The sequence below is a fragment of the Paenibacillus sp. FSL M7-0896 genome (assembly GCF_037975415.1).
Classification (GTDB): Bacteria; Bacillota; Bacilli; order Paenibacillales; family Paenibacillaceae; genus Paenibacillus_AQ; species Paenibacillus_AQ silagei.
Genome location: NZ_CP150250.1, coordinates 6,464,823 through 6,484,177, shown reverse-complemented (window position 1 = coordinate 6,484,177; position 19,355 = coordinate 6,464,823). Strand labels below are relative to the sequence as shown.

The window sequence follows — 19,355 nt, the reverse complement described above, 5'->3', positions numbered from 1 at the left end:
CATGGAGGAGTATGGATTCTATCTGAGCTTCAATAATTATGAAGAGGTGATCCGGCTTCCGGTGAACCCTGAGACGCTGGAGATCAAGGAGAACAGCGATGGCAAAAGCTATACGATTGTAGATTTTGGCGAAATCAATGCGATTGCTTATCCGAAGCTGACGGAGATTACGATTGAGAGTATGTTCCCGGCACAATATTATCCGTTCGTGGTGTATTCCGGCGAGAATGCCGGAAAGCTGCTGAAGCCCTATGAGTATGTAGAGCTGATCCGCAAATGGATGCTCAGTCGCAGGCCGGTCCGGTTTGTTTTCTCAGGGCTGAAATCGGCGAATGTGCAGAATACGCAGACCCCAGATTGGCTGAGGCAGGCCAGGGCGCAGGCGCAGCAGACTTTTACCGGGGATATTGGCATTAATATGGCGGTCAGTATTGAGAACTTCTCCTGGAAGCTCAGTGCGGGGTCCTCGGGGGATATCGATTATACACTTGGACTCAAAAAGTATGTGTTCTATCAGGCTCTGGCTGTGAAGGTGGGCAGCACCGGTGAAGTGAAGAAGCAGCAGAAGCGGGCAAGCGAGAAGGCAGCACCTGCTACCTATACGCTCAAAGCCGGGGATACGCTCTGGTCGGTGGCCCAAAAGCTGCTCGGTGACGGCAGTAAATCCAAAACGCTGCAAAAGCTGAACAATATCTCGGACAGCGAACTGAAGAAGCTCAAAATTGGCCGAGTGATCAAGCTGTCTTAGGAGGCCGTGGCGATGGAATTAATCATAATTAATAAGGAAGGCGCCATCTGGAATATTGCCGGAATCGTTACGGATATCACGTGGAAAACCACCCGGACCGGCAAGCCTGCGACGCTTGAGCTTACGCTGGTGGACAGCGGTATGTATCAGCATAAAAAGTTCGCGATCAGCAACGGGGATATTGTGCAGTTCCGCAGAGATGGAGTCGATGTATTCTACGGCTTCGTTTTCAGCATCGACACGGGGGCGAATCAGGAGATCAAGCTGACGGCGTACGATCAGATCCGCTATCTGCTGGGCAATGGCAGTTATGTGCTTCAGGACGTTACTGCGGCTGAAGTGATCAGCACCATTGCCAAAGACCGCGGCTTGCGGCTTGGACTACTGGAACCGGCGGAGTACAAGATTCCCTCGCTGATCGAAGACGGCAAAAAGCTGCTCGATATTATTATGGGTGCGGTCGGCAGTGAGCTGCAGTATAAGGGCCATCTGATGGCGTTCTATGATGATTTTGGCAAGCTGACGCTGCGCAGTCCGCAGTCCATGCTGCTGAAGGTGATTCTGGGGGCAGGTCATTACCTGTATGATTATTCGCTGAAAAGAAGCATCGACGATAATACGTACAATACGATTCTGCTCTACCAGGACAACGAAAAGACCGGCAAACGCGAGTTCTATCCGGTCACGGATAAGGAAAATGTAAAGCGCTGGGGCATCCTGCACCTCTACCAGAAGGCGGACGATAATGCGAATGCTGCGCAGATTCAGGAAAAGGCAGGCAATCTGCTTAAGCAGCATAACCGTGAGAAGGTCAGTCTTTCTGTGCAGGCTATTGGCGATATACGGGTGAGGGCTGGGAACTTCATCTATGTGCTGCTGGATGAATTCCAGACGCAGCTGTTCCTGGTGGATCAATGCAGCCATAAAATTTCCGGAGGGGAGCATACGATGTCCCTAGACATTAAGGTGGTGTAGACAACATGCTCGATATTATTAAACAGGCAAGCCTTGGGGCCGTATCGAATACAAATCCGGTGGCTTTGTCTTATGGGACAGTGGTTCTGGCACAGCCGCTGCAGATTCAGGTGGAGCAGCGGCTGCTGCTGACAGGAGCCGCATTGGTGGTGGTTGAATCCGTGATGGAGAGCAAGGCCGTAATCGAAGGCCGGGAGATTCTGCTGCGCCGTGGACTTGAAGCGGGAGACCGCGTACTGCTCGTGCGGATGCAAGGCGGACAGAGCTATATTGTCCTCGATCGGCTGGTGGACCTATGATTCCGGCGATAGGCAGATCCGGTCCTGTGACGGGAGCTCTGGAAGGGAATGTGAGCGCTGTGGTGAATGCTCCGAGCCTGACGTACCGGATGGACTGGGAGCGCGGACGGATCGGCGGGCAGGTAGACGGGCTTGAAGCGGTGAAGCAGGCAGCAATCAAGGTGCTGCAGACCAGCCGTTATGAGCATCTGATCTATAGCACGGACTACGGAACGGAGTGGAAGCTGGTGCTGGGTCAGGACAGGCTGCTGGCCCGGCCGGAGCTGCGCCGCCTGATCAGCGATGCGCTGCTCCAGGATGAGCGGATTCAGGCGCTTGAGGATGTGGAGATTTTTTTTGACGGAGATACGGTTAGCTTCAGCTGTACCGCTGTCACGATATATGGTGATGTGGAGCTGAGAAAGGAGGGGATTGGCAATGTATGAGGATCAGACGTACGAGGCTCTTCTGGAACGCATGCTGGATCGTGTGCCAGAGGGGCTGGATAAGCGCGAGGGAAGTATTATCTATGATGCGCTTGCGCCGGCGGCGGCTGAAATGGCCCAGATGTATCTGGAGCTTGAGGTCAGCAATAATCTGTTCTTCCCGGATACGGCAGACGGCGAATATCTGGAACGAACCATTGCCTGGACGGGATTGAAGCGTCATCCGGCAGGCAAAGCGCAGCTGGGCGCGAGGTTCTATACCAGCGGCGAACAGCCTCTGGACATTCCGCTGGGCAGCCGTTTCTCCCTGGGACTGCTTCATTATAGTGCGGCGGAGAAGCTGGCTCCCGGGACGTACCGCCTGGAGAGCGAAACTGCTGGGGCTGAGGGGAATCAGTATTCAGGCGCGCTGCTGCCGATTGATTATATCCCGGGACTGGCCCGGGGGGAGATTACGGGCCTGCTGGTTCCCGGCACGGATGCGGAGACAGATGAAGCGCTGCGGCAGCGGTACTTCGATTCGGCCCGGCGGCCTGCAACGAGCGGCAATAAATATCATTATATGGAGTGGGCACAGCAGATCCAGGGCGTAGGGGGAGCACGGGTCTTCCCGCTGTGGGCCGGACCGAAGACGGTCAAGGTGGTCATTGTGAACGCGGAGCATCAGCCCGCCTCCCCGCTGCTGGTCTTCCAGGTGCAGCAGTTCATTGATCCTGCGCCGGGTCTTGGCGAGGGCCAGGCTCCGGTGGGAGCGGTGGTGACGGTGGAATCGGCCACAGGCAAGGTGGTTGATGTCTCAGCTAAGGTTACGCTCGCTGCCGGCTATGCACTGCAGCCGGTTATTCAAGCTTTTACGGCACTCCTGGAGAAGTATCGTAAGGAGAAGGCTTTTGCCGCTACCTATATCAGTCAATCGGTTATTGGCGCATTGCTGCTGAATACGGAGGGCGTAGTGGACTATAGCGGGCTGAAGCTGAACGGCGGGACGGCAAATATCCCTCTGCTGGAGACGGAAGTGCCGCTGTTCGGCAATGTCGTACTGGAGGTGTAGCATGGGATATCCGGAGCAGATCGATGTCTTTCAGGATAAGCTGAACAAAAAGGCAAACGGCGGCAGTCATGTTGTAGAGGAGAAGCTTCGGCTTACAGGTGGTGCATTCAGCGGACTGCTGGCCCACGACAATATTAACAATCAGACGCTGGCCGTGTACACAGGCTCACGCTTCAGCGGGACAGAGGTGCGCAATTACTCGGTCTCTTTCCCGGACGAGGCTCCTTGGCGGCGGCTCATTAACATCTATGCGGATGTGCCCGAAGTCTATGTGACTTACGAGACACCGGGAGACACTGTGGAAGCGGATGATGTGAACCAGTTACAGGGCGGGCTTACGGCTACGCAGCGTGAACTGGAGCGGTATAAACAGGCCGGTCTGATTGACGGCGGATCTTTTAGAAGAGAGGTGTAATATGGCACAGACCATTCAGGTCAAACGTGGTACCCGGGCCGAGCTGTCCACTTACGGGATGCTGAAGGCGGGCGAAATGGGCTTTTGTACAGATACGAAGGAGGTCTATATCGGAGACGGTAGCTCCAACTCCATGGTGGGCCGGGCCTTGTCCGGTCCCGAAGCTTCGCGTCCTGCGGCAGCCTCGGCGGGGCGTCTATACTATGTGAGCAGCGGGAGTAACAACGGGTATTTGTATTTCGATGACGGGGCCGCCTGGCGCCGGGTCAATGCGCAGAAATTAACAGATGTGAGCGGAACGGTGGACGATATCGCTGACGGCTCCACATATGCCAAGGTGCTCAAGGCGGATCTTACAGCAGGGCATCCCAATAAAGTGTCGGACGGCACGAATTCGAAGACTGCCGCAGAAATTGCAACGCATCTTAACGATGCCGCGAAGCACAGGGTTATCAACGATGGCGGGTCGACGATTACAGATCTGTGGTCCGCGCAAAAAATCAAAAACGAAATCGAGCTGGCCAAGCATAATATTGAACCGCAGGCTTCGGTGAAGGATCAGAACTTGACGGCTCCGCCAGGAAGTCCCGTGGAAGCAGACCGGTATATTATTCCTTCCGGCGCTACCGGCGTCTGGGCGGGTAAAACCAGTCAGATTGCGGAATATGCCTCAGGTAGCTGGGCTTATTATGTTCCGGCTGTCGGCTGGACGGCCTATGTGGACGATGAGCAGAAAATCTACAGCTGGAACGGGAGCGCCTGGGTGCGTACGGGCGGCGCGCTGCAGACGATCACGGCGGGGAATGGGCTTACCGGCGGCGGGCAGGCGGACAGTGTCACGCTGAGCGTCGGGGCAGGCAACGGGATCGTTGTCGGCTCAACCAGTGTTGCGGCCAAGCCGGGTAAGGGTATTCTGGTAAACTCGACGGGGATCGAGGTCAACATCGACGGTTCAAGTATCGTCTACGATTCGGCCAATGGCAACCAGCTCACGGTAAGCACTATCGACGGCGGAACATTCTAGGAGGCGGTGACCATGGCACGGAAGACTTTGATTCAAATCCGCCGCGGCCTGGAGAGTGCGCTGGGTACGCTGGCCGCAGGCGAGCTGGGCTACTGCACGGATAGCGGCAAGCTGTTCATCGGCAGCGGCAGCAGCAATATGCTGCTGGCGGCAGGCCAAAGCACAGGCGATATGCTGAAAAGCATCTACGACACGAATAACAACGGCAAGGTCGATTATGCCCAGGCTGCGGATACGGTTCCGTGGTCAGGTGTAGACGGAAAGCCTTCGGTCTATCCGGCGGCTGCACATACCCATGATTATATGCCGAAGGGTCCGCTGACCTGGAATCAGCTGAAGGGGGTGTAGTTGTGGCTTATGGAGACAGTATATATGGCGTTGTGGCATATTCGGCAGATGGTGTGACAGGGGAAGGGCCGGAGATTACCGCTCCCGATCTAATGAAATACCTGCCCGATTATTATCAGGGCGTGCCTGAGATGGAGGCTGTGCAGGTCAGCGCCGGTGCAGCTTGCGGTGAAGTGGCTTATGCCATGGCCGACAGTGATGATCAGAAGACGCTGGAGTCGGCTACCTGGGGGCTGTCCCGCTGGGAGCGGATGCTGGGACTGGCCTCAGATCCGAACAAGTCCTACGCCACCAGGCGGGAGATGATCAAGGCCAAGCTGCGGGGCAGCGGCACGACGACACCGGAGATGATCCGGCGGACGGCGTCTGCCTTTTCCGGGGGAGATGTGGAGGTCGTGGAGGTGCCCGGAGCGTACAGCTTCGAGGTGCGCTTCGTCGGCACGCTGGGCATCCCGGCCAATATGGCAGGGCTGATTCAGATCATGGAAGAGATTAAGCCAGCCCATCTGGATTACAGCTTCGTATACAGCTACACCTGGTGGGACTCCTTGAAGTCCCTCACCTGGAACGGTGCGCACGGCAAGACCTGGAATGAACTAAGAGTATATGAATAGGAGTGTGAGCGATGAAAACAACGGGTAATCTGGGGCTGAAAAAGCCCGATGGTACAGACATTGTAGATATCACCGACCTGAACGGCAATATGGATATTCTGGACACAGCCGTCAAGGCCGCGCAGGATCACGCTGCGGATGCGGTCAAGCACATCACAGCCGCGGAGCGCACCGCATGGAACGCCAAGGCGTCTACTGCGGTTGCGACCACGACTGCTGCGGGGCTGATGGCCGGAGCGGACAAGTCGAAGCTGGATAGTGTGGCGCAGGGGGCTAATAATTATGTGCATCCTTCCACGCACTCGCCATCGGTCATCGTACAGGACTCGTCCAACCGCTTCGTAACCGATGCGGAGAAGATGGCCTGGAATGGCAAGGCGAATCTAGTGACTACACCGCAGCAGACTACGGCGGATGTTACCTATTACGTCCGGACGGATGGGAATGATGGGAATACTGGGCTGGGGAATACGGCTGGGGGGGCTTTTAGGACGATTCAAAAGGCGATTAGTATGATCCCGATGGTCGTAAATCATGCGGCAATTGTTAAAATTGGCGCAGGTACGTACACGGGGGAAGTAAATGTATCTGGATTCTCAGGCCGTGGGATTTTACAAATAAGTGGGGATTCAGTTATAAGTACCACAAGAACTGTACAGAATGTTGCGGTACTTAATTGTTCGTGCCGCGTTGAAGTGCTAGGTATTAATGCGAATTCAGTTAACACAACGCCATTTGTTTTGAGAGGTTGTACGGATATTCTTTTGTATCGTTGCTCTGCAGTAAACTCTTCCAGTGCACCATACGGTATATATGTAGAAGGTACTAAAGTCTACCTTAATGAGTGTGAAATAAGCAATCGATCATATGCTGTATATGCTCATGTAAATGGCGATATTTTAGCGCAATATATGACTGGTTCAAATAACACGACTGGTTATAATGCTTCATATGGAGGGCAAATTGCTGTTTCCTTTTCTAATTTAACAGCAGTGGTTATGTATGATACAGCATTTGGCGGTGTTATACACTCCAACAATGGAGCTATTAACCCATGGGGAGATAATACGTACAGTACGCGTTCCCTAGTTTGGGCGTATCGTGCCACTAATGTTGGAGTAGCCGCTGTAACGTTCACAACTGTTGGGTTTGAGGTCGAGAGTACCGACCAACTTTCTGAATATAACACATCAACCGGAGTTTTTAAGGCGAAGGCGGCGGGTTGGTACAAAATTAAGGCGCGTGTTTTGTGCCAAGCGGTAGCAAATGGAGTGCAAGTGTATTTAAGGATTTTACACAATTATTCGGCAGTGCGCGACATTTGCAACGTGAGAGGAACAGGCTCTGATCTAGATGTTTCGGGCGACATTTTGATATATGCGAACGCGGGCGATGAGATTATTTTACAAATTTACTCAGGGTCAGCCACCACAGTTATTGGTGGGGATCAGTGGACACGGTTAGAAATTGTAAGAGTAGCATAGAAGGAGGCTTAAAAAATGAACATATCACTTGCAATCATGCACAAATATCCACAAGCAGAACTATTTAAAAATTTTGAAGTATGGGACAAAGGCCCAGAACCCGTCCTGCGGCCGGGAGCCGAAGCCAAAGGCAGGGTACGCTACGAGATCAAGCCGCCAGAAATCGGCGAACAACCCGTAGAAGGCGTCCACTACCGCCATGGCATTGACTACAATCTGCTGACCGAAGGCGAGGATTATGATCTCGTAGAACGCGGCCCGCATATCGCCGTCTGGAAGCTGGAGGTGCCGCAGCCGACAGAGGCTGAATTACAGGCGGCGTGGGAAGCGTACCAGGAGGCTGAGGCCAACAAGCCGCCGGTACTGACAGAGCTGGAGCAGTTGCAGCAAGAGAATCTGTGGCTAAAGGCGCAGAATAACGCGCTCAGCAAACGGGCGGATTTCATTGAGGATCTCATTGCGGAGATGGCCACGCAAGTCTACACGTAATCGTTCAGCGGTTCTAACCTGCGCATTACCTCTATTATAGAAAGGTGGTGAGAGCAATGGCATTGTTTTTTGCACAACGCGTTACGCTGGGGAAGACCAAGTATAGCGAGGTCCCCTCTACGCTGAAGCCTGCGGTCAAGCAGATTCTGGTGGAGAACGGACTTACGTTCCTTGTAACTGAAGAGTAGATGATTACAGGCGCCGCTGAGGGCGTTTTTATTTTGCCCTCGGACTCGTCCGGGGGCTAAGTCCAAATGTTCAACGCAGTGACGATGAAGCTTCAAGTTTAAATCTTAAGTGCGTCTTATAGAACTACTTTAATAACTATTTTAATAACCACACAGAAGGGAGTGAAGCAATGGACAGCAACGATGTAGCGAATCTGGAGAAGCTGCTGCCGCTTGCGGATAAGTATGGACTGGCTTATATCATCGCTCTGATTCTGCTCATGATTATGCTTGTGCTTTTGCGGTCAATTGTGAAGGGGAATCTGGTGCCGCGTGAACTGCTGGAGCGTGCTGAGGAGGACAGGGACCGGCTGCAGAATATCCTCGACAAGGAGCGGTCAGACTTCATGGCACCCACGCTTGAAGTCTTACAGCGCTTGAAGATAGACCATTCCGCAGGCAGCCATACGGGTAGTACCAGTACTAATGAAGAAGACAGGGGGGGATAACGTGCTGAGTGCGTGGATCAAGCGTCTATCGCCCCTGCACCGGGACAGAGAGCGTAGGCTGGCGCTGGCAGGACATAAAGTATCGCTCTCTATCCGCAGGTACAAGAATGTCTCGAAAGATATTCAGGATGAAATCAGGAACAACGGGTTCGCCGAGTTCCTAATCTATGATCGGGGGGCAGAAGATGAGCAGCATTGATATTGTGTTGTTACTGGCCTATTCTATATCTTTTATCTGTGCGCTGCTGCTGATGGCTGCGCTTTTTTTGTATTTCCGCCGAAGATTCCGGGTGCGCGTGGTCAGTCTGTTTATGCTGGCGGCGTTCTTTTTCCTCGGGGCGTATACGGTTAAAATGGCGGTGGCCTTCTGGATCAGATTCAGCTCCGCTCCCGTCCCGGACGCTATACGAAGCTCGCTGCAATCGAATGCCTGGGCTATTGCCCAGACGGGAACGACCCTAGGGCTAGTCATTCTAACCCTCTTGATGTACACCAGACGCCAGGATCTGTTCGTGGTCCTCTCTGAAATCAGGAAAGGGGAGGGATCGCATGATGACGCTAACTCAACTCCTGAATAAATCTGCTGCCCGGTTAAAAGGACTTCATCCCGCCGTCCTTGCCGCAGCGACTGCACTGATTGAACGTAGTTATGCTGTTGGAGTTCCCATTCTGATCACGCAAGGTCTGCGGACGATTGCCGAACAGGATGCGCTCTATGCCCTGGGGCGAACTCGGCCGGGAGCAATCGTGACGAATGCGCGCGGCGGGTACAGCTATCACAATTATGGATTGGCGGCGGATTTTGCGCTGCTGCTTCCGGATGGTTCAAGTGTCTCTTGGGATATGAACAGGGATGAGAACCAGAATGGGATTCGGGATTGGCTGGAGGTGGTGCAGCACGCTAAGGCCATCGGGTTCGAATGGGGCGGCGACTGGAACAGCTTCAAGGATTACCCGCATCTGCAGATGAGCTTCGGATTAAGTCTGGCAGATCTGCGAACGGGGAAAAAGCCTACGGCTGCGGCCGTGGAGGCGGTGGTTGAACGCATCAAGCCCAAGGAGGAACAAGCGATGAGGACTCAGATGAAAGTTGCAGTACAGGTGAATGGCAGGAAGATTGCCGACGGGTGGCTGGAGAATGGGGTGACCTATGTTCCTGCACGTAAAATTGCGGAGGCACTGGGCGCTCAGATTGCCTACCATCCGGCTGCCAACACCGTTGATATCACCACCATCCCGCAGAAAGGAGCAATCACATGATGAACAGCGAACTGCTGGATAATGTATTGGCTTTTGCCTCCATCCTGTCAGTCTTTATTCTTGCCCTAGTGCAGCTGATCAAAAATAATACCCATTTGCCGCGTAACAGCATCCCCTTTATCGGACTGGGCATCGGGCTGCTGGTTGGAGCGGCGGCGTATCCTTTTACAGAGCTGGAGTTGACCTTGCGTCTATGGGCAGGCGGATTGGCCGGGTTATCGGCTACCGGATTATTCGAATTGGCATTCAACAACCGCTCAGGCCACACAATGAAATAAAAGTTAACCTGCGATGAACGGCCGGCTCTGCGGAGCTGGCTTTTTTTGTCGTTTTACGTCATATAACTTCACATGAACACTGCATAAAGTACATATCAAAGAGAGAATATACCAGGAAGAAATACATAATTTTTTGGGACTGCATAAATGGCCGGTTTGGTGTATAATCGAAATCACTGCACTGCTTTACCGCGCAATAAAGTTGAAGATTTCCGGGCGGTTTTATTGTATGATATGAGGAAGCTTTTCAAATAGACAATGTTAAGAGCATTGATCCGGAAGAGGATGGGGGGAGCAGCATGACCGAACTTACGACTACCGTTAGCAAAAGCAACTCCAACAATCTGCTGCGGCGGGACGTACGGTTCCTGGGGAACATACTGGGCGAAGTCTTGGTACACCAAGGCGGCAACGAACTGCTGGATATTGTGGAGAAAATCCGGGAGACCAGCAAATCGCTGCGCTCATTGTTTTTGCCTGAACTGCACAACGAATTTAAAGAGCTGATTAGCTCACTGGACCCGGAGAATCGCCATCAGGTGATCCGTGCCTTTGCGATTTATTTCCAGCTGGTGAATATCGCCGAGCAGAACCACCGGATTCGCCGTAAACGCGACTACGAACGTTCTGCCGGGGAGACTGTACAGCCGGGGTCGATTGAGAGCGCGGTTCAGGAGCTTCGCGAACGGGATTTCTCCCACGAAGAGGTTCTTGAGATTATGAGCGGCATGTCACTCGAGCTGGTTATGACCGCTCACCCTACTGAAGCTATGCGCCGTGCGATTCTCGATATCCACAAACGGATCTCCGACGACGTCATGGGCTTGGATAATCCGACGCTAACGTTCCGCGAACGGGAACAGCTCCGGGAGAAGCTGCTGAATGAGGTTATTACCTTGTGGCAGACCGATGAACTGCGTGACCGCAAGCCAACGGTGCTGGATGAAGTGCGTAACGGGATGTATTACTTCCATGAGACGATTTTTGAAGTGCTGCCGGATGTATATCAGGAGCTTGAGCGCTGTCTGAGCAAATATTATCCGGGCCAGAACTGGCATGTGCCGACCTATCTGCGTTTCGGTTCATGGATCGGGGGAGACCGCGACGGCAACCCTTCCGTGAAGGCATCCGTTACCTTGCAGACCCTCCGTTTGCAGCGTAAGCTGGCTATTCGTGAATACCAGCGTATTATGCGCGAGCTGATGCAGTACCTGAGCTTTAGTACAAGCATTGTGAATGTGACGCCGGAACTGCTGGAATCCATTGAGGCAGACCGGAATATTATCAATCTTAACCGGGTCGATGCCTGGCGTAATGATAACGAGCCTTACCGGATTAAGCTCAGCTATATGATCTCCAAGACACAGAATGTGCTGGACGATGAGAAAAAAGGAACACCAGAGCGCTACGCATCCCCGGCTCAATTCATCGACGACCTGAACGTGATTGACCGCAGCCTGCGGCATCACTACGCCGATTATGTAGCAGATACCTACATTAAGAAGCTGATTCGTCAGGTGGAGCTGTTCGGCTTCCACACCTCTACGCTGGATGTCCGCCAGCACAGCCAGGAGCATGAGAATGCAATGACAGAGGTTCTGGCCAAGATGAATGTTACACCGGATTACTCCAAGCTGTCGGAGCAAGAGAAGATTGTGCTGCTGGAGAAGCTGCTGAATGATCCGCGTCCGCTGACTTCCCCTTACCAGTCGTATAGTGAAGGGACAGAGGAATGCCTGGCGGTATACCGTGCGATCTATGAGGCGCAGGAGGAATACGGCAAGCAGTGTATCACAAGCTATCTGATCAGTATGGCGGAGGCGGCAAGCGATATTCTGGAGGTTATGGTCTTCTCCAAGGAAGTCGGCTTGTTCCGCAAAGACAACGACGGTACGGTAGTCTGTACTCTGCAGGCTGTGCCGCTGTTCGAGACGATTGACGACCTGCATGATGCGCCGCAGATTATGCGTACACTGCTCAACATGCCGATCTACCGCGATGCGGTCCGTGCGATGAATGATCTGCAGGAGATTATGCTGGGATATTCCGACAGTAATAAAGACGGCGGCGTGGTTACCGCGAACTGGGAACTGCGTGTGGCCCTGAAGCAGATCACAGCGACTGCCGATGAGTTCGGCATTAAGCTGAAATTCTTCCATGGACGGGGCGGCGCCCTCGGACGCGGCGGTATGCCGCTCAACCGGAGCATTCTGGCCCAGCCGGCTTCCACCATCGGCGGCGGGATTAAGATTACCGAGCAGGGCGAGGTTATCTCCTCCCGGTATTCGATGAAAGGCATTGCTTACCGCAGTCTGGAGCAGGCGACATCCGCTCTGATTACGGCCGCTATTCATGCCAGATCGCCGCAAGCGGATCTGTACGAGGCCAAGTGGGATGAGATTATTGCCCGTATCTCTGAAGTCTCGCTGAACAAGTATCAGGATCTGATCTTCCGTGATCCGGATTTCCTGACGTATTTCAAAGAATCAACCCCGCTGCCGGAGGTAGGCGAGCTGAATATCGGCTCACGCCCTTCGAAGCGGAAGAATAGCGAGCGCTTCGAGGACCTGCGTGCGATTCCTTGGGTATTCGCTTGGACGCAGAGCCGTTATCTGCTTCCAGCATGGTATGCCGCCGGAACCGGTCTGCAGAGCTTCTATGAGGGCAAGGAAGAGAATATGAAGATCATGCAGCATATGTATGCGAACTTCTCATTCTTCACGACCCTGATCGATACGCTGCAGATGGCTATTGCGAAGGCGGATCTTGTCATCGCCAAGGAATACGCCGGAATGGGCAAGAACGAGGAAGCACGTGCGCGAATCTTCGGCCAGATCGAGGCTGAGTTCAAGCTGACCTCCGAGCTGATCCTTCAGATCACCGGCCAGCAGGACATTCTGGATAATGTTCCGGTCATTCAGGAATCTATCCGCCTGCGTAACCCGTACGTTGATCCGCTCAGCTACCTGCAGGTTCAGCTCCTCGCTGAGCTTCGCGCCCTGCGTGAGGCTGAGGGGGATGACGCTGAGCTGCTGCGTGAGGTACTGCTCACGATCAATGGTATTGCTGCCGGTCTTCGGAATACCGGCTGATGGTGTATGAGCATTCGCTCTGACGATCTTGATCTAAAAAGTCGGCGAAGCCGCTTTAAGATTTTGAATGCGTTGTTCTTCAACCCTGTTCCCCCCTTACCAAGAGGAGGGACGGGGTTTTTGCCGTTCCAGGGAGGCCGGGAGTCGCAGACCCGGCCGAGCCCATGCCCCACCCCATTGTTGCCTGAGATATACTTTGGGCAACAAGAAAAGCAGTGGGGGGAACCAGGCTGATGGAGGGGGCGGAGCGGAAATTTGGAACTGTAGGAGCGATAGCGTTCGCCTTTATTGGCAGATTTCAACCGCAGCTAGCGGTTCCAATCAAGAAATCTGCCAATAACAGCGACCGGAAGTCCAAATGTTCTGCGCAGTCCCCGACTAATCAGCCGCCAGGGGGGCCAGGGGGTTCCTCCAGCGATCAGCCGCCAGCAACCCGGCAGCAAGCTTTTCCAGCACATTATATAGAAGGTAACAATACAAACCTTGATTTTTGCAAGCACATGATTTACGATTTAAATGCTTGTACCGTGGTCTTCGAAGAGCTGAAAGTCCAAGGGCGGCAAGTCTGGGGGAGTTAACAGGTGGAGAATCTGGAAGGCAGACTGACAAAGCTCGCCCTGAAGGGTGACCAAAGGGCATTTGCCGAGCTTGTGGAACTATATAAAGACAAAATTTATCATTTGGCTTACCGTATGCTGAATAACCGCCATGAGGCGGAGGATGTTGTTCAGGAGACTTTTTTGCGCGTCTACAGAAATTTGGACAGGTATGATGATAAGCAGAAGTTCTCGACATGGATCTACCGGATTGGTACGAACCTCTGCATTGACCGGCTGCGTAAGCGTCGCCCGACCTATTCCCTGGATGCCGAGATGAACGACCAGGAGGGGATAGACGGGTATTCGATGATTCCGAGTGATAATGTGACCCCGGAGACGGAGCTGCTGCTCTCTGAGACACAGAGACTCATCTATGAAGCCATCGACAGCCTGCCCGTGAAGTACAGGTCGGTTATGATTCTGCGCTATCTGCAGGATTTGTCGCTTCAGGAGATCGGCGATGTGCTGGATATGCCTGTAACGACGATCAAGACCCGAGTGCATCGTGGCCGTGAGTTTTTACGTAAGAAGTTAGGACCCAAATTGTAAAAATAGATTATTTTTTATGAAACTCCTGCATTGCAGGGACGTATGTAAGTTAAGCAAGTCTTATGCACTAAATTAGCACGTATGAAAGGATTGGCTCCTATGGAATGCAAACTGGCCGTCTCTATGATGCACGACTACCTGGATGACGACTTGCCCGACCTGCAGCAGAGGGAATTGAAGGAGCATCTTTTATCCTGTACGGAGTGCCGTGCGAGGTTCAAAGAACTGGAACAGACCGATATGCTGATGTTTTCCCTGATGCACCAGACACCTGTGGCCTCGGAGGATTTGGTTGGCCGGATTATGGATTCATTACCGAAACCCAAGAAGGAAAGAGCCTTCATCACCTGGATCAAGCGACATCCGGCCCTGACGGCGGCGTCTATGTTCATTCTTGTGATGCTGATGAGCTCCGTAACCTTTTGGAATCAGGATCGGCAGCTTGTGGTTAGAGGGGCAGACCTCGACCAGGTTGTGATCAAGGGGAATACGGTGATTGTACCCTCCGGCAAAATTATCTCCGGCGATCTGACGGTGGAGAACGGTAAGACTCAAGTCTACGGGGAAGTCAACGGGAACGTAACGGTCATCGACGGCTCGCTGTATCAGGCTTCAACCGCCCATATCTCCGGGCAAGTCAAAAGTATAGACCAAGCCGTAAGCTGGATCTGGTATAAAGTGACGAACATGTTCTCTGAAGTTGCCTACCGATAGCTAAATGTTGGTCGCTTGTAGCAGATAACTCATTTGCGCCTCTTTTTCCGGAAAGATGGCGCTTTTTTGTTGCCTGAAATGACAGGTTCATCAATTTACCAGCCGCCAAACTTGCAACCGGAGGCGTAACGTTATAACCTAGAATAAGATTCAAGCTTAACAGACAATTTACATAAACCCAGTTAATTTGAAATCACGGGGGTTTTCGGCCATGAGCTACTTTACCGACCTTACATGGAAAGAATCCATTAAAGATATAATTGATATTCTAATTGTCAGCTACATTATCTATAAAGTGCTCAATATGGTGCGCGGGACGCGGGCGGTTCAACTGCTGAAGGGGATTATGGTCCTGGTCGTCATCTGGGGCGGCAGTACTCTACTGGATCTGTATACCCTGAGGTGGCTGATGAACCAGGTGTTTACTTTTGGGATACTCGCGATTTTCATTATTTTTCAGCCGGAGCTGCGGCGGGGGCTGGAACAGCTCGGCCGGGGCAAATTCTTCGGGCGGAATGCGGAGAATGATGAGGAGATCAGTAAATTAATCGGTGAAGTGATTAAAGCCGTGAATTATCTGGCTGTCCGCAAAATCGGGGCATTGATCGTATTCGAACGGGCCACGGGGCTTAATGAATATACGGAATCCGGGATCGCCATGCGCTCTGAGGTCAGCTCCGAGCTGCTGATTAATATCTTCATCCCCAATACGCCGCTGCATGACGGAGCGCTGATTATGCAGGGAGGCCAGATCGCTGCAGCAGCCTGTTACCTGCCGCTCTCCGAGAATCCGTTCATCAGCAAGGAGCTGGGAACCCGGCACCGGGCCGCAATCGGTATCAGTGAAGTGGCAGACTCGGTGTCTGTGGTCGTCTCTGAGGAGACCGGCCTGATCTCGCTGGCCATCAATGGACAAATTGTCCGGGATATCAAGGAAGAGTCCCTGATCTCGAAGCTGCACCAAGAGCTGAGCGCAACCAGTTCGCCCCTGATGGAGAAGAGCTCCGCTTTCTGGAAACGGAGGGGGAATAAAGACAATGGATAAATGGATGAAGAACAATAACTTCAACAAGATCCTTGCCCTGGCTCTGGGGATTATTCTGTGGACCATTGTGCATGTGGATACAGCGCCAACGTACCAGACTACGGTTAATAACGAATCGAAGACGATTGAGAATGTCAAAGTGGAGATTGAAGGTTTTGACAGTGAGAATTATGTACTGACCAAGGATGTGGACAGCGTCAGGATGGAGGTAATGGGCAAAAAGTCCGATCTGACCTATAAATTCTCCGATGCTTATCGGGTATGGCTGGATCTGAAGGATGTGAAGCCCGGTGATAACACGCTTCCGCTGATGTATTCGACACCGAGTGGTGTAACCCTGGAAGCTATGGTCCCGAATCAGGTGAATGTGCATATCGAGGCGCGGACGACGAAGTCTTTTCCCGTCTCGCTGAATATTACGGGAGAGCCGGCAGCAGGCTATGAAGTAGGCAGTCCTGTGATTGACCCGGTATCCGTGGAGGTTACTCTTCCGGCAAGTGATCTTGGACGGGTAGCGAAGGTGCAGGGGAAGGTGGAGCTGGAGGGGCAGAATGAGACTTTTAGCGAGAAGAGGCTGAAGCTCTTTGCTCTGGATAGTAAGGGGAATGAGCTGGAGGATGCGGTCATTGAACCCTCTACAGTAGCGGTAGAAGTGCCTGTTACCCTCCCGTCCAAAACCTTGCCGCTAGATATCAGCTTCACCGGCAGTCTGCCCGGTTCACTAGTGCTGTCCAGGGTAACGCCTGAACAGGATATGGTAACGGTGTACGGCAGTGCAGAGACCCTTAAGACCTTATCCTCGTATGAGGCTGTCCTGGATTTGAGCGCTATCAAGAATGCGGGTACTGAGCAGATGAAGCTGGAGCTTAAGCCGCCGGAGGGCACAGGCAAGATTGAACCTGCGGCAATGACCGTAGCGGTCTCTGCGGCGGAGATTACCCAGCGGACCCTCTCTGCTATCCCCATTAAGCTGGAGGGCGTCAGCAGCGGGCTGACAGCCAGTGTCATAGACCCTGGAAGCGCCACTATGGATCTGACCCTATCAGGTGCGCCAACACTGCTGGACCAGCTCGACCAGGATAGCATCAGTGTGGTTGCAGATGTCGTGGGGCTTACGGCCGGTGTTTACGATATTACGCTGCAGGTGTCGCTCCCCCGGTTCATTACCCTGGAGAATGCCGCCTCGCAGCTTGTTGCGAAGGTGGAGCTGGTAGCGCCTGCTGCTCCGGCCGCGACTGCCGTGCCGGACAGTAGCCCTATCCCGACGCCTACGCCGGAGCCCAGTGCTGAGCCTGCATCCGGGGACGAGACGCTCGTAGAGCCAACCCCGGAGCACACCACCGAGATTATAGAGGAGACCCCGACGCCGACACATATTCCGCCGGAGACTGCTGAACCAACGCCGCCCGCAAGCGGCAATAATGCCGACAGTACGGGCGGAACGTAACCTTCCGGGCATGTAAAAGTCTATTTATATGCACCTGACATACACGAATTATCGAATCATTCATACTATAATTTATTAAGCTGAAGCAGCGTATTCTAAAGGAGAAAAAAAGATGGGTAAGTATTTCGGAACAGATGGCGTACGCGGGGTGGCTAACCGTGAATTAACAGCAGAAATGGCCTACAGTATTGGACGCTGCGGGGGATATGTGCTGGCAGGAAATGTGGAAAAGCCTAAAGTGGTCATCGGCATGGATACACGAATCTCGGGTCCAATGCTGGAATCTTCACTCATTGCGGGTTTGTTGTCCATTGGGGCAGATGTGATCCGTCTGGGCGTAGTCTCTACACCTGCTGTTGCTTATATCACAAGATTGCTCCAGGCGGATGCCGGAGTGATGATCTCTGCTTCACATAATCCGGTGGAGGATAACGGAATCAAGTTCTTTGGCGGAGACGGCTTCAAGCTGACAGACGAAACGGAGCTGCGCATCGAGGAGCTGATGGATGCCGAGCACGATGAGCTGCCGCGTCCGGTAGGATCGGGTCTGGGCACGCTGCGGGTCGATGATCAAGCGAAATACCTCTACCTGGAGTATCTGAAGACCACCATCGACCAGAGCTTCAAGGGCACGAAGGTGGTGCTCGACTGCGCACACGGCGCAGCCTATGAGCTGGCACCACGATTATTCAAGGAACTGGGCGCGGAAGTGATTGCCATTGGGGCAGAGCCGGACGGGCTTAATATCAATGACGGCTTCGGCTCCACGCACCCGGAGACTCTGCGTGCAGAGGTGCTGCGCCATGGTGCGGATCTGGGGCTTGCTTTTGACGGGGATGCGGACCGCCTGATCGCTATCGATGAGAACGGCGACGAGGTGGACGGCGACTTCATTCTCTGCATTTGCGGGGATGCGATGAACCGTGCAGGGAAGCTGAAGGATGGCACCATTGTATCTACAGTAATGAGCAACATCGGTTTCTACAAGGCAACAGAGAAGCTGTCGCTGAATACGGCGAAGACTGCGGTCGGTGACCGTTATGTGATGGAAGAGATGCGCCGCGGCGGCTATAATCTGGGCGGGGAACAATCCGGCCATGTGATTTTCCTGGATTATAATACTACAGGTGACGGAATTCTGACTGCGATTCAACTGGTGAATACCATGAAGTCTTCCGGCAAAAAGCTAAGCACACTGAAGTCCATGATGACTAAGTATCCGCAGGTGCTGGTCAATGTGCGTGTTCAGGACAAAACCAATTATCCGAATAATCCGGCCATTGAGGCCGCGATCATAGAAGTGGAAAGCAAGCTGGGCGACAACGGGCGTGTCCTGGTGCGTCCTTCGGGAACCGAGCCGCTGATCCGTGTAATGGCAGAAGGGCCGGATAAGGCGGAGCTGGATCTTTTTGTAGGGCAGATTGTTGAAGTGGTTCAGCGCGAGCTGGTGTAATCACTCACTGAAGTAGCAGGAACGGGTAGCCGGTGAATGGATCAATCCGATTCGTTCACCGGCTGAATTATTAATGGGGTCATGGCTGTTTGGAAAAAGTGTGAAATGGATGAAAAAGGTTTTCTTCGCCACATCGTTGCAAAAACGGGTTGAGGTGCATATAATAGACTAAGTGTCATTCCAGAAGGAAAGCGGGGATCGTAAGGTTATTGCAACACAAGCGCCAGAGCTTGATCTTGCGCGGGAGAGAAGGGAGGACCGGTGGCTGCGTAAGCAGTGCAGGACGGTCTGAACGGATCACGGCAGATGTAAGCTGACGAGGTGGAGGTGTTCGAAATGTTCGGCGGGGACCTCCCGGTGATGCACCAGA

At 53.1% G+C, this 19,355-nt stretch carries 23 protein-coding genes; all 23 read left to right on the top strand.

The features are described from left to right. The first annotated feature begins 1 nt into the window (after position 1). The 23 genes from MKY12_RS27890 to glmM all read left to right on the top strand — a co-directional run bounded on the left by MKY12_RS27890 (position 2) and on the right by glmM (position 18,985). Positions 2 to 748, top strand: a complete 747-nt coding sequence (locus tag MKY12_RS27890) for a LysM domain-containing protein (RefSeq protein WP_076081822.1) — start codon at positions 2 to 4, stop codon at positions 746 to 748. A 12-nt stretch (positions 749 to 760) separates the two neighbouring features. Continuing rightward, positions 761 to 1,723, top strand: coding sequence for a hypothetical protein (locus MKY12_RS27885; RefSeq protein WP_339311724.1), 963 nt, complete (start codon positions 761 to 763; stop codon positions 1,721 to 1,723). 5 nt (positions 1,724 to 1,728) lie between these two features. Continuing rightward, the gene (locus MKY12_RS27880) at positions 1,729 to 2,022 is read left to right on the top strand and encodes a DUF2577 domain-containing protein (RefSeq protein ID WP_209879675.1); all 294 of its coding nucleotides are present in this window, start codon (positions 1,729 to 1,731) and stop codon (positions 2,020 to 2,022) included. Then, positions 2,019 to 2,447, top strand: coding sequence for a DUF2634 domain-containing protein (locus MKY12_RS27875; RefSeq protein ID WP_339311722.1), 429 nt, complete (start codon positions 2,019 to 2,021; stop codon positions 2,445 to 2,447). The genes MKY12_RS27880 and MKY12_RS27875 overlap by 4 nt, the downstream gene beginning before the upstream one ends. Next, on the top strand, positions 2,440 to 3,498 hold the full coding sequence (locus MKY12_RS27870; protein ID WP_339311720.1) for a baseplate J/gp47 family protein: 1,059 nt from the start codon (positions 2,440 to 2,442) through the stop codon (positions 3,496 to 3,498). The genes MKY12_RS27875 and MKY12_RS27870 overlap by 8 nt, the downstream gene beginning before the upstream one ends. A gap of 1 nt (position 3,499) precedes the next feature. Next, positions 3,500 to 3,913: a phosphoglucomutase gene (locus tag MKY12_RS27865; RefSeq protein ID WP_209879667.1), complete on the top strand. Its 414-nt coding sequence runs from the start codon at positions 3,500 to 3,502 to the stop codon at positions 3,911 to 3,913. A gap of 1 nt (position 3,914) precedes the next feature. Beyond that, complete coding sequence (locus MKY12_RS27860; protein WP_339311718.1) at positions 3,915 to 4,937, top strand: DUF2793 domain-containing protein; 1,023 nt, start codon at positions 3,915 to 3,917, stop codon at positions 4,935 to 4,937. 12 nt (positions 4,938 to 4,949) lie between these two features. Continuing rightward, on the top strand, positions 4,950 to 5,285 hold the full coding sequence (locus MKY12_RS27855) for a hypothetical protein (protein WP_081751111.1): 336 nt from the start codon (positions 4,950 to 4,952) through the stop codon (positions 5,283 to 5,285). A gap of 2 nt (positions 5,286 to 5,287) precedes the next feature. After that, positions 5,288 to 5,899 (top strand): putative phage tail protein, encoded by a 612-nt coding sequence (locus MKY12_RS27850; protein WP_339311717.1) that lies wholly within the window; start codon positions 5,288 to 5,290, stop codon positions 5,897 to 5,899. An 11-nt stretch (positions 5,900 to 5,910) separates the two neighbouring features. Continuing rightward, positions 5,911 to 7,383, top strand: coding sequence for a hypothetical protein (locus tag MKY12_RS27845; RefSeq protein ID WP_339311715.1), 1,473 nt, complete (start codon positions 5,911 to 5,913; stop codon positions 7,381 to 7,383). 15 nt (positions 7,384 to 7,398) lie between these two features. Further along, entirely contained in the window at positions 7,399 to 7,872 is a 474-nt protein-coding gene (locus MKY12_RS27840) for an XkdW family protein (RefSeq protein ID WP_339311713.1), read from the top strand. 56 nt (positions 7,873 to 7,928) lie between these two features. Further along, positions 7,929 to 8,060, top strand: a complete 132-nt coding sequence (locus MKY12_RS27835) for a hypothetical protein (RefSeq protein WP_339220485.1) — start codon at positions 7,929 to 7,931, stop codon at positions 8,058 to 8,060. A 170-nt stretch (positions 8,061 to 8,230) separates the two neighbouring features. Beyond that, positions 8,231 to 8,548, top strand: a complete 318-nt coding sequence (locus tag MKY12_RS27830; protein WP_036724518.1) for a hypothetical protein — start codon at positions 8,231 to 8,233, stop codon at positions 8,546 to 8,548. Between the two features lies 1 nt (position 8,549). After that, positions 8,550 to 8,747, top strand: coding sequence for a hypothetical protein (locus MKY12_RS27825; RefSeq protein ID WP_339311711.1), 198 nt, complete (start codon positions 8,550 to 8,552; stop codon positions 8,745 to 8,747). Then, positions 8,734 to 9,126, top strand: coding sequence for a hypothetical protein (locus MKY12_RS27820; protein WP_209879649.1), 393 nt, complete (start codon positions 8,734 to 8,736; stop codon positions 9,124 to 9,126). Before MKY12_RS27825 ends, MKY12_RS27820 begins: the two co-directional genes overlap by 14 nt. Then, positions 9,098 to 9,808, top strand: a complete 711-nt coding sequence (locus MKY12_RS27815; RefSeq protein ID WP_339311709.1) for a M15 family metallopeptidase — start codon at positions 9,098 to 9,100, stop codon at positions 9,806 to 9,808. Before MKY12_RS27820 ends, MKY12_RS27815 begins: the two co-directional genes overlap by 29 nt. Then, positions 9,808 to 10,086 (top strand): holin, encoded by a 279-nt coding sequence (locus MKY12_RS27810; protein WP_209879696.1) that lies wholly within the window; start codon positions 9,808 to 9,810, stop codon positions 10,084 to 10,086. The genes MKY12_RS27815 and MKY12_RS27810 overlap by 1 nt, the downstream gene beginning before the upstream one ends. A gap of 299 nt (positions 10,087 to 10,385) precedes the next feature. Beyond that, positions 10,386 to 13,178 carry a phosphoenolpyruvate carboxylase gene (ppc, locus tag MKY12_RS27805; RefSeq protein ID WP_209879643.1) on the top strand — a complete coding sequence of 931 codons (2,793 nt, stop codon included), beginning with the start codon at positions 10,386 to 10,388 and terminating at the stop codon, positions 13,176 to 13,178. A gap of 581 nt (positions 13,179 to 13,759) precedes the next feature. After that, complete coding sequence (gene sigW, locus MKY12_RS27800) at positions 13,760 to 14,326, top strand: RNA polymerase sigma factor SigW (protein ID WP_036696241.1); 567 nt, start codon at positions 13,760 to 13,762, stop codon at positions 14,324 to 14,326. Positions 14,327 to 14,425: 99 nt separating this feature from the next. After that, positions 14,426 to 15,040 carry a zf-HC2 domain-containing protein gene (locus MKY12_RS27795; RefSeq protein WP_036724508.1) on the top strand — a complete coding sequence of 205 codons (615 nt, stop codon included), beginning with the start codon at positions 14,426 to 14,428 and terminating at the stop codon, positions 15,038 to 15,040. A gap of 211 nt (positions 15,041 to 15,251) precedes the next feature. Next, on the top strand, positions 15,252 to 16,085 hold the full coding sequence (cdaA, locus tag MKY12_RS27790) for a diadenylate cyclase CdaA (protein ID WP_036724507.1): 834 nt from the start codon (positions 15,252 to 15,254) through the stop codon (positions 16,083 to 16,085). Next, a complete protein-coding gene (locus MKY12_RS27785; RefSeq protein ID WP_339311708.1) occupies positions 16,078 to 17,532 on the top strand; it encodes a CdaR family protein in 1,455 nt (484 codons plus the stop codon). Before cdaA ends, MKY12_RS27785 begins: the two co-directional genes overlap by 8 nt. A 112-nt stretch (positions 17,533 to 17,644) precedes the next feature. Further along, entirely contained in the window at positions 17,645 to 18,985 is a 1,341-nt protein-coding gene (gene glmM, locus MKY12_RS27780) for a phosphoglucosamine mutase (protein WP_036724506.1), read from the top strand. The last annotated feature ends 370 nt before the right edge of the window (positions 18,986 to 19,355 follow it).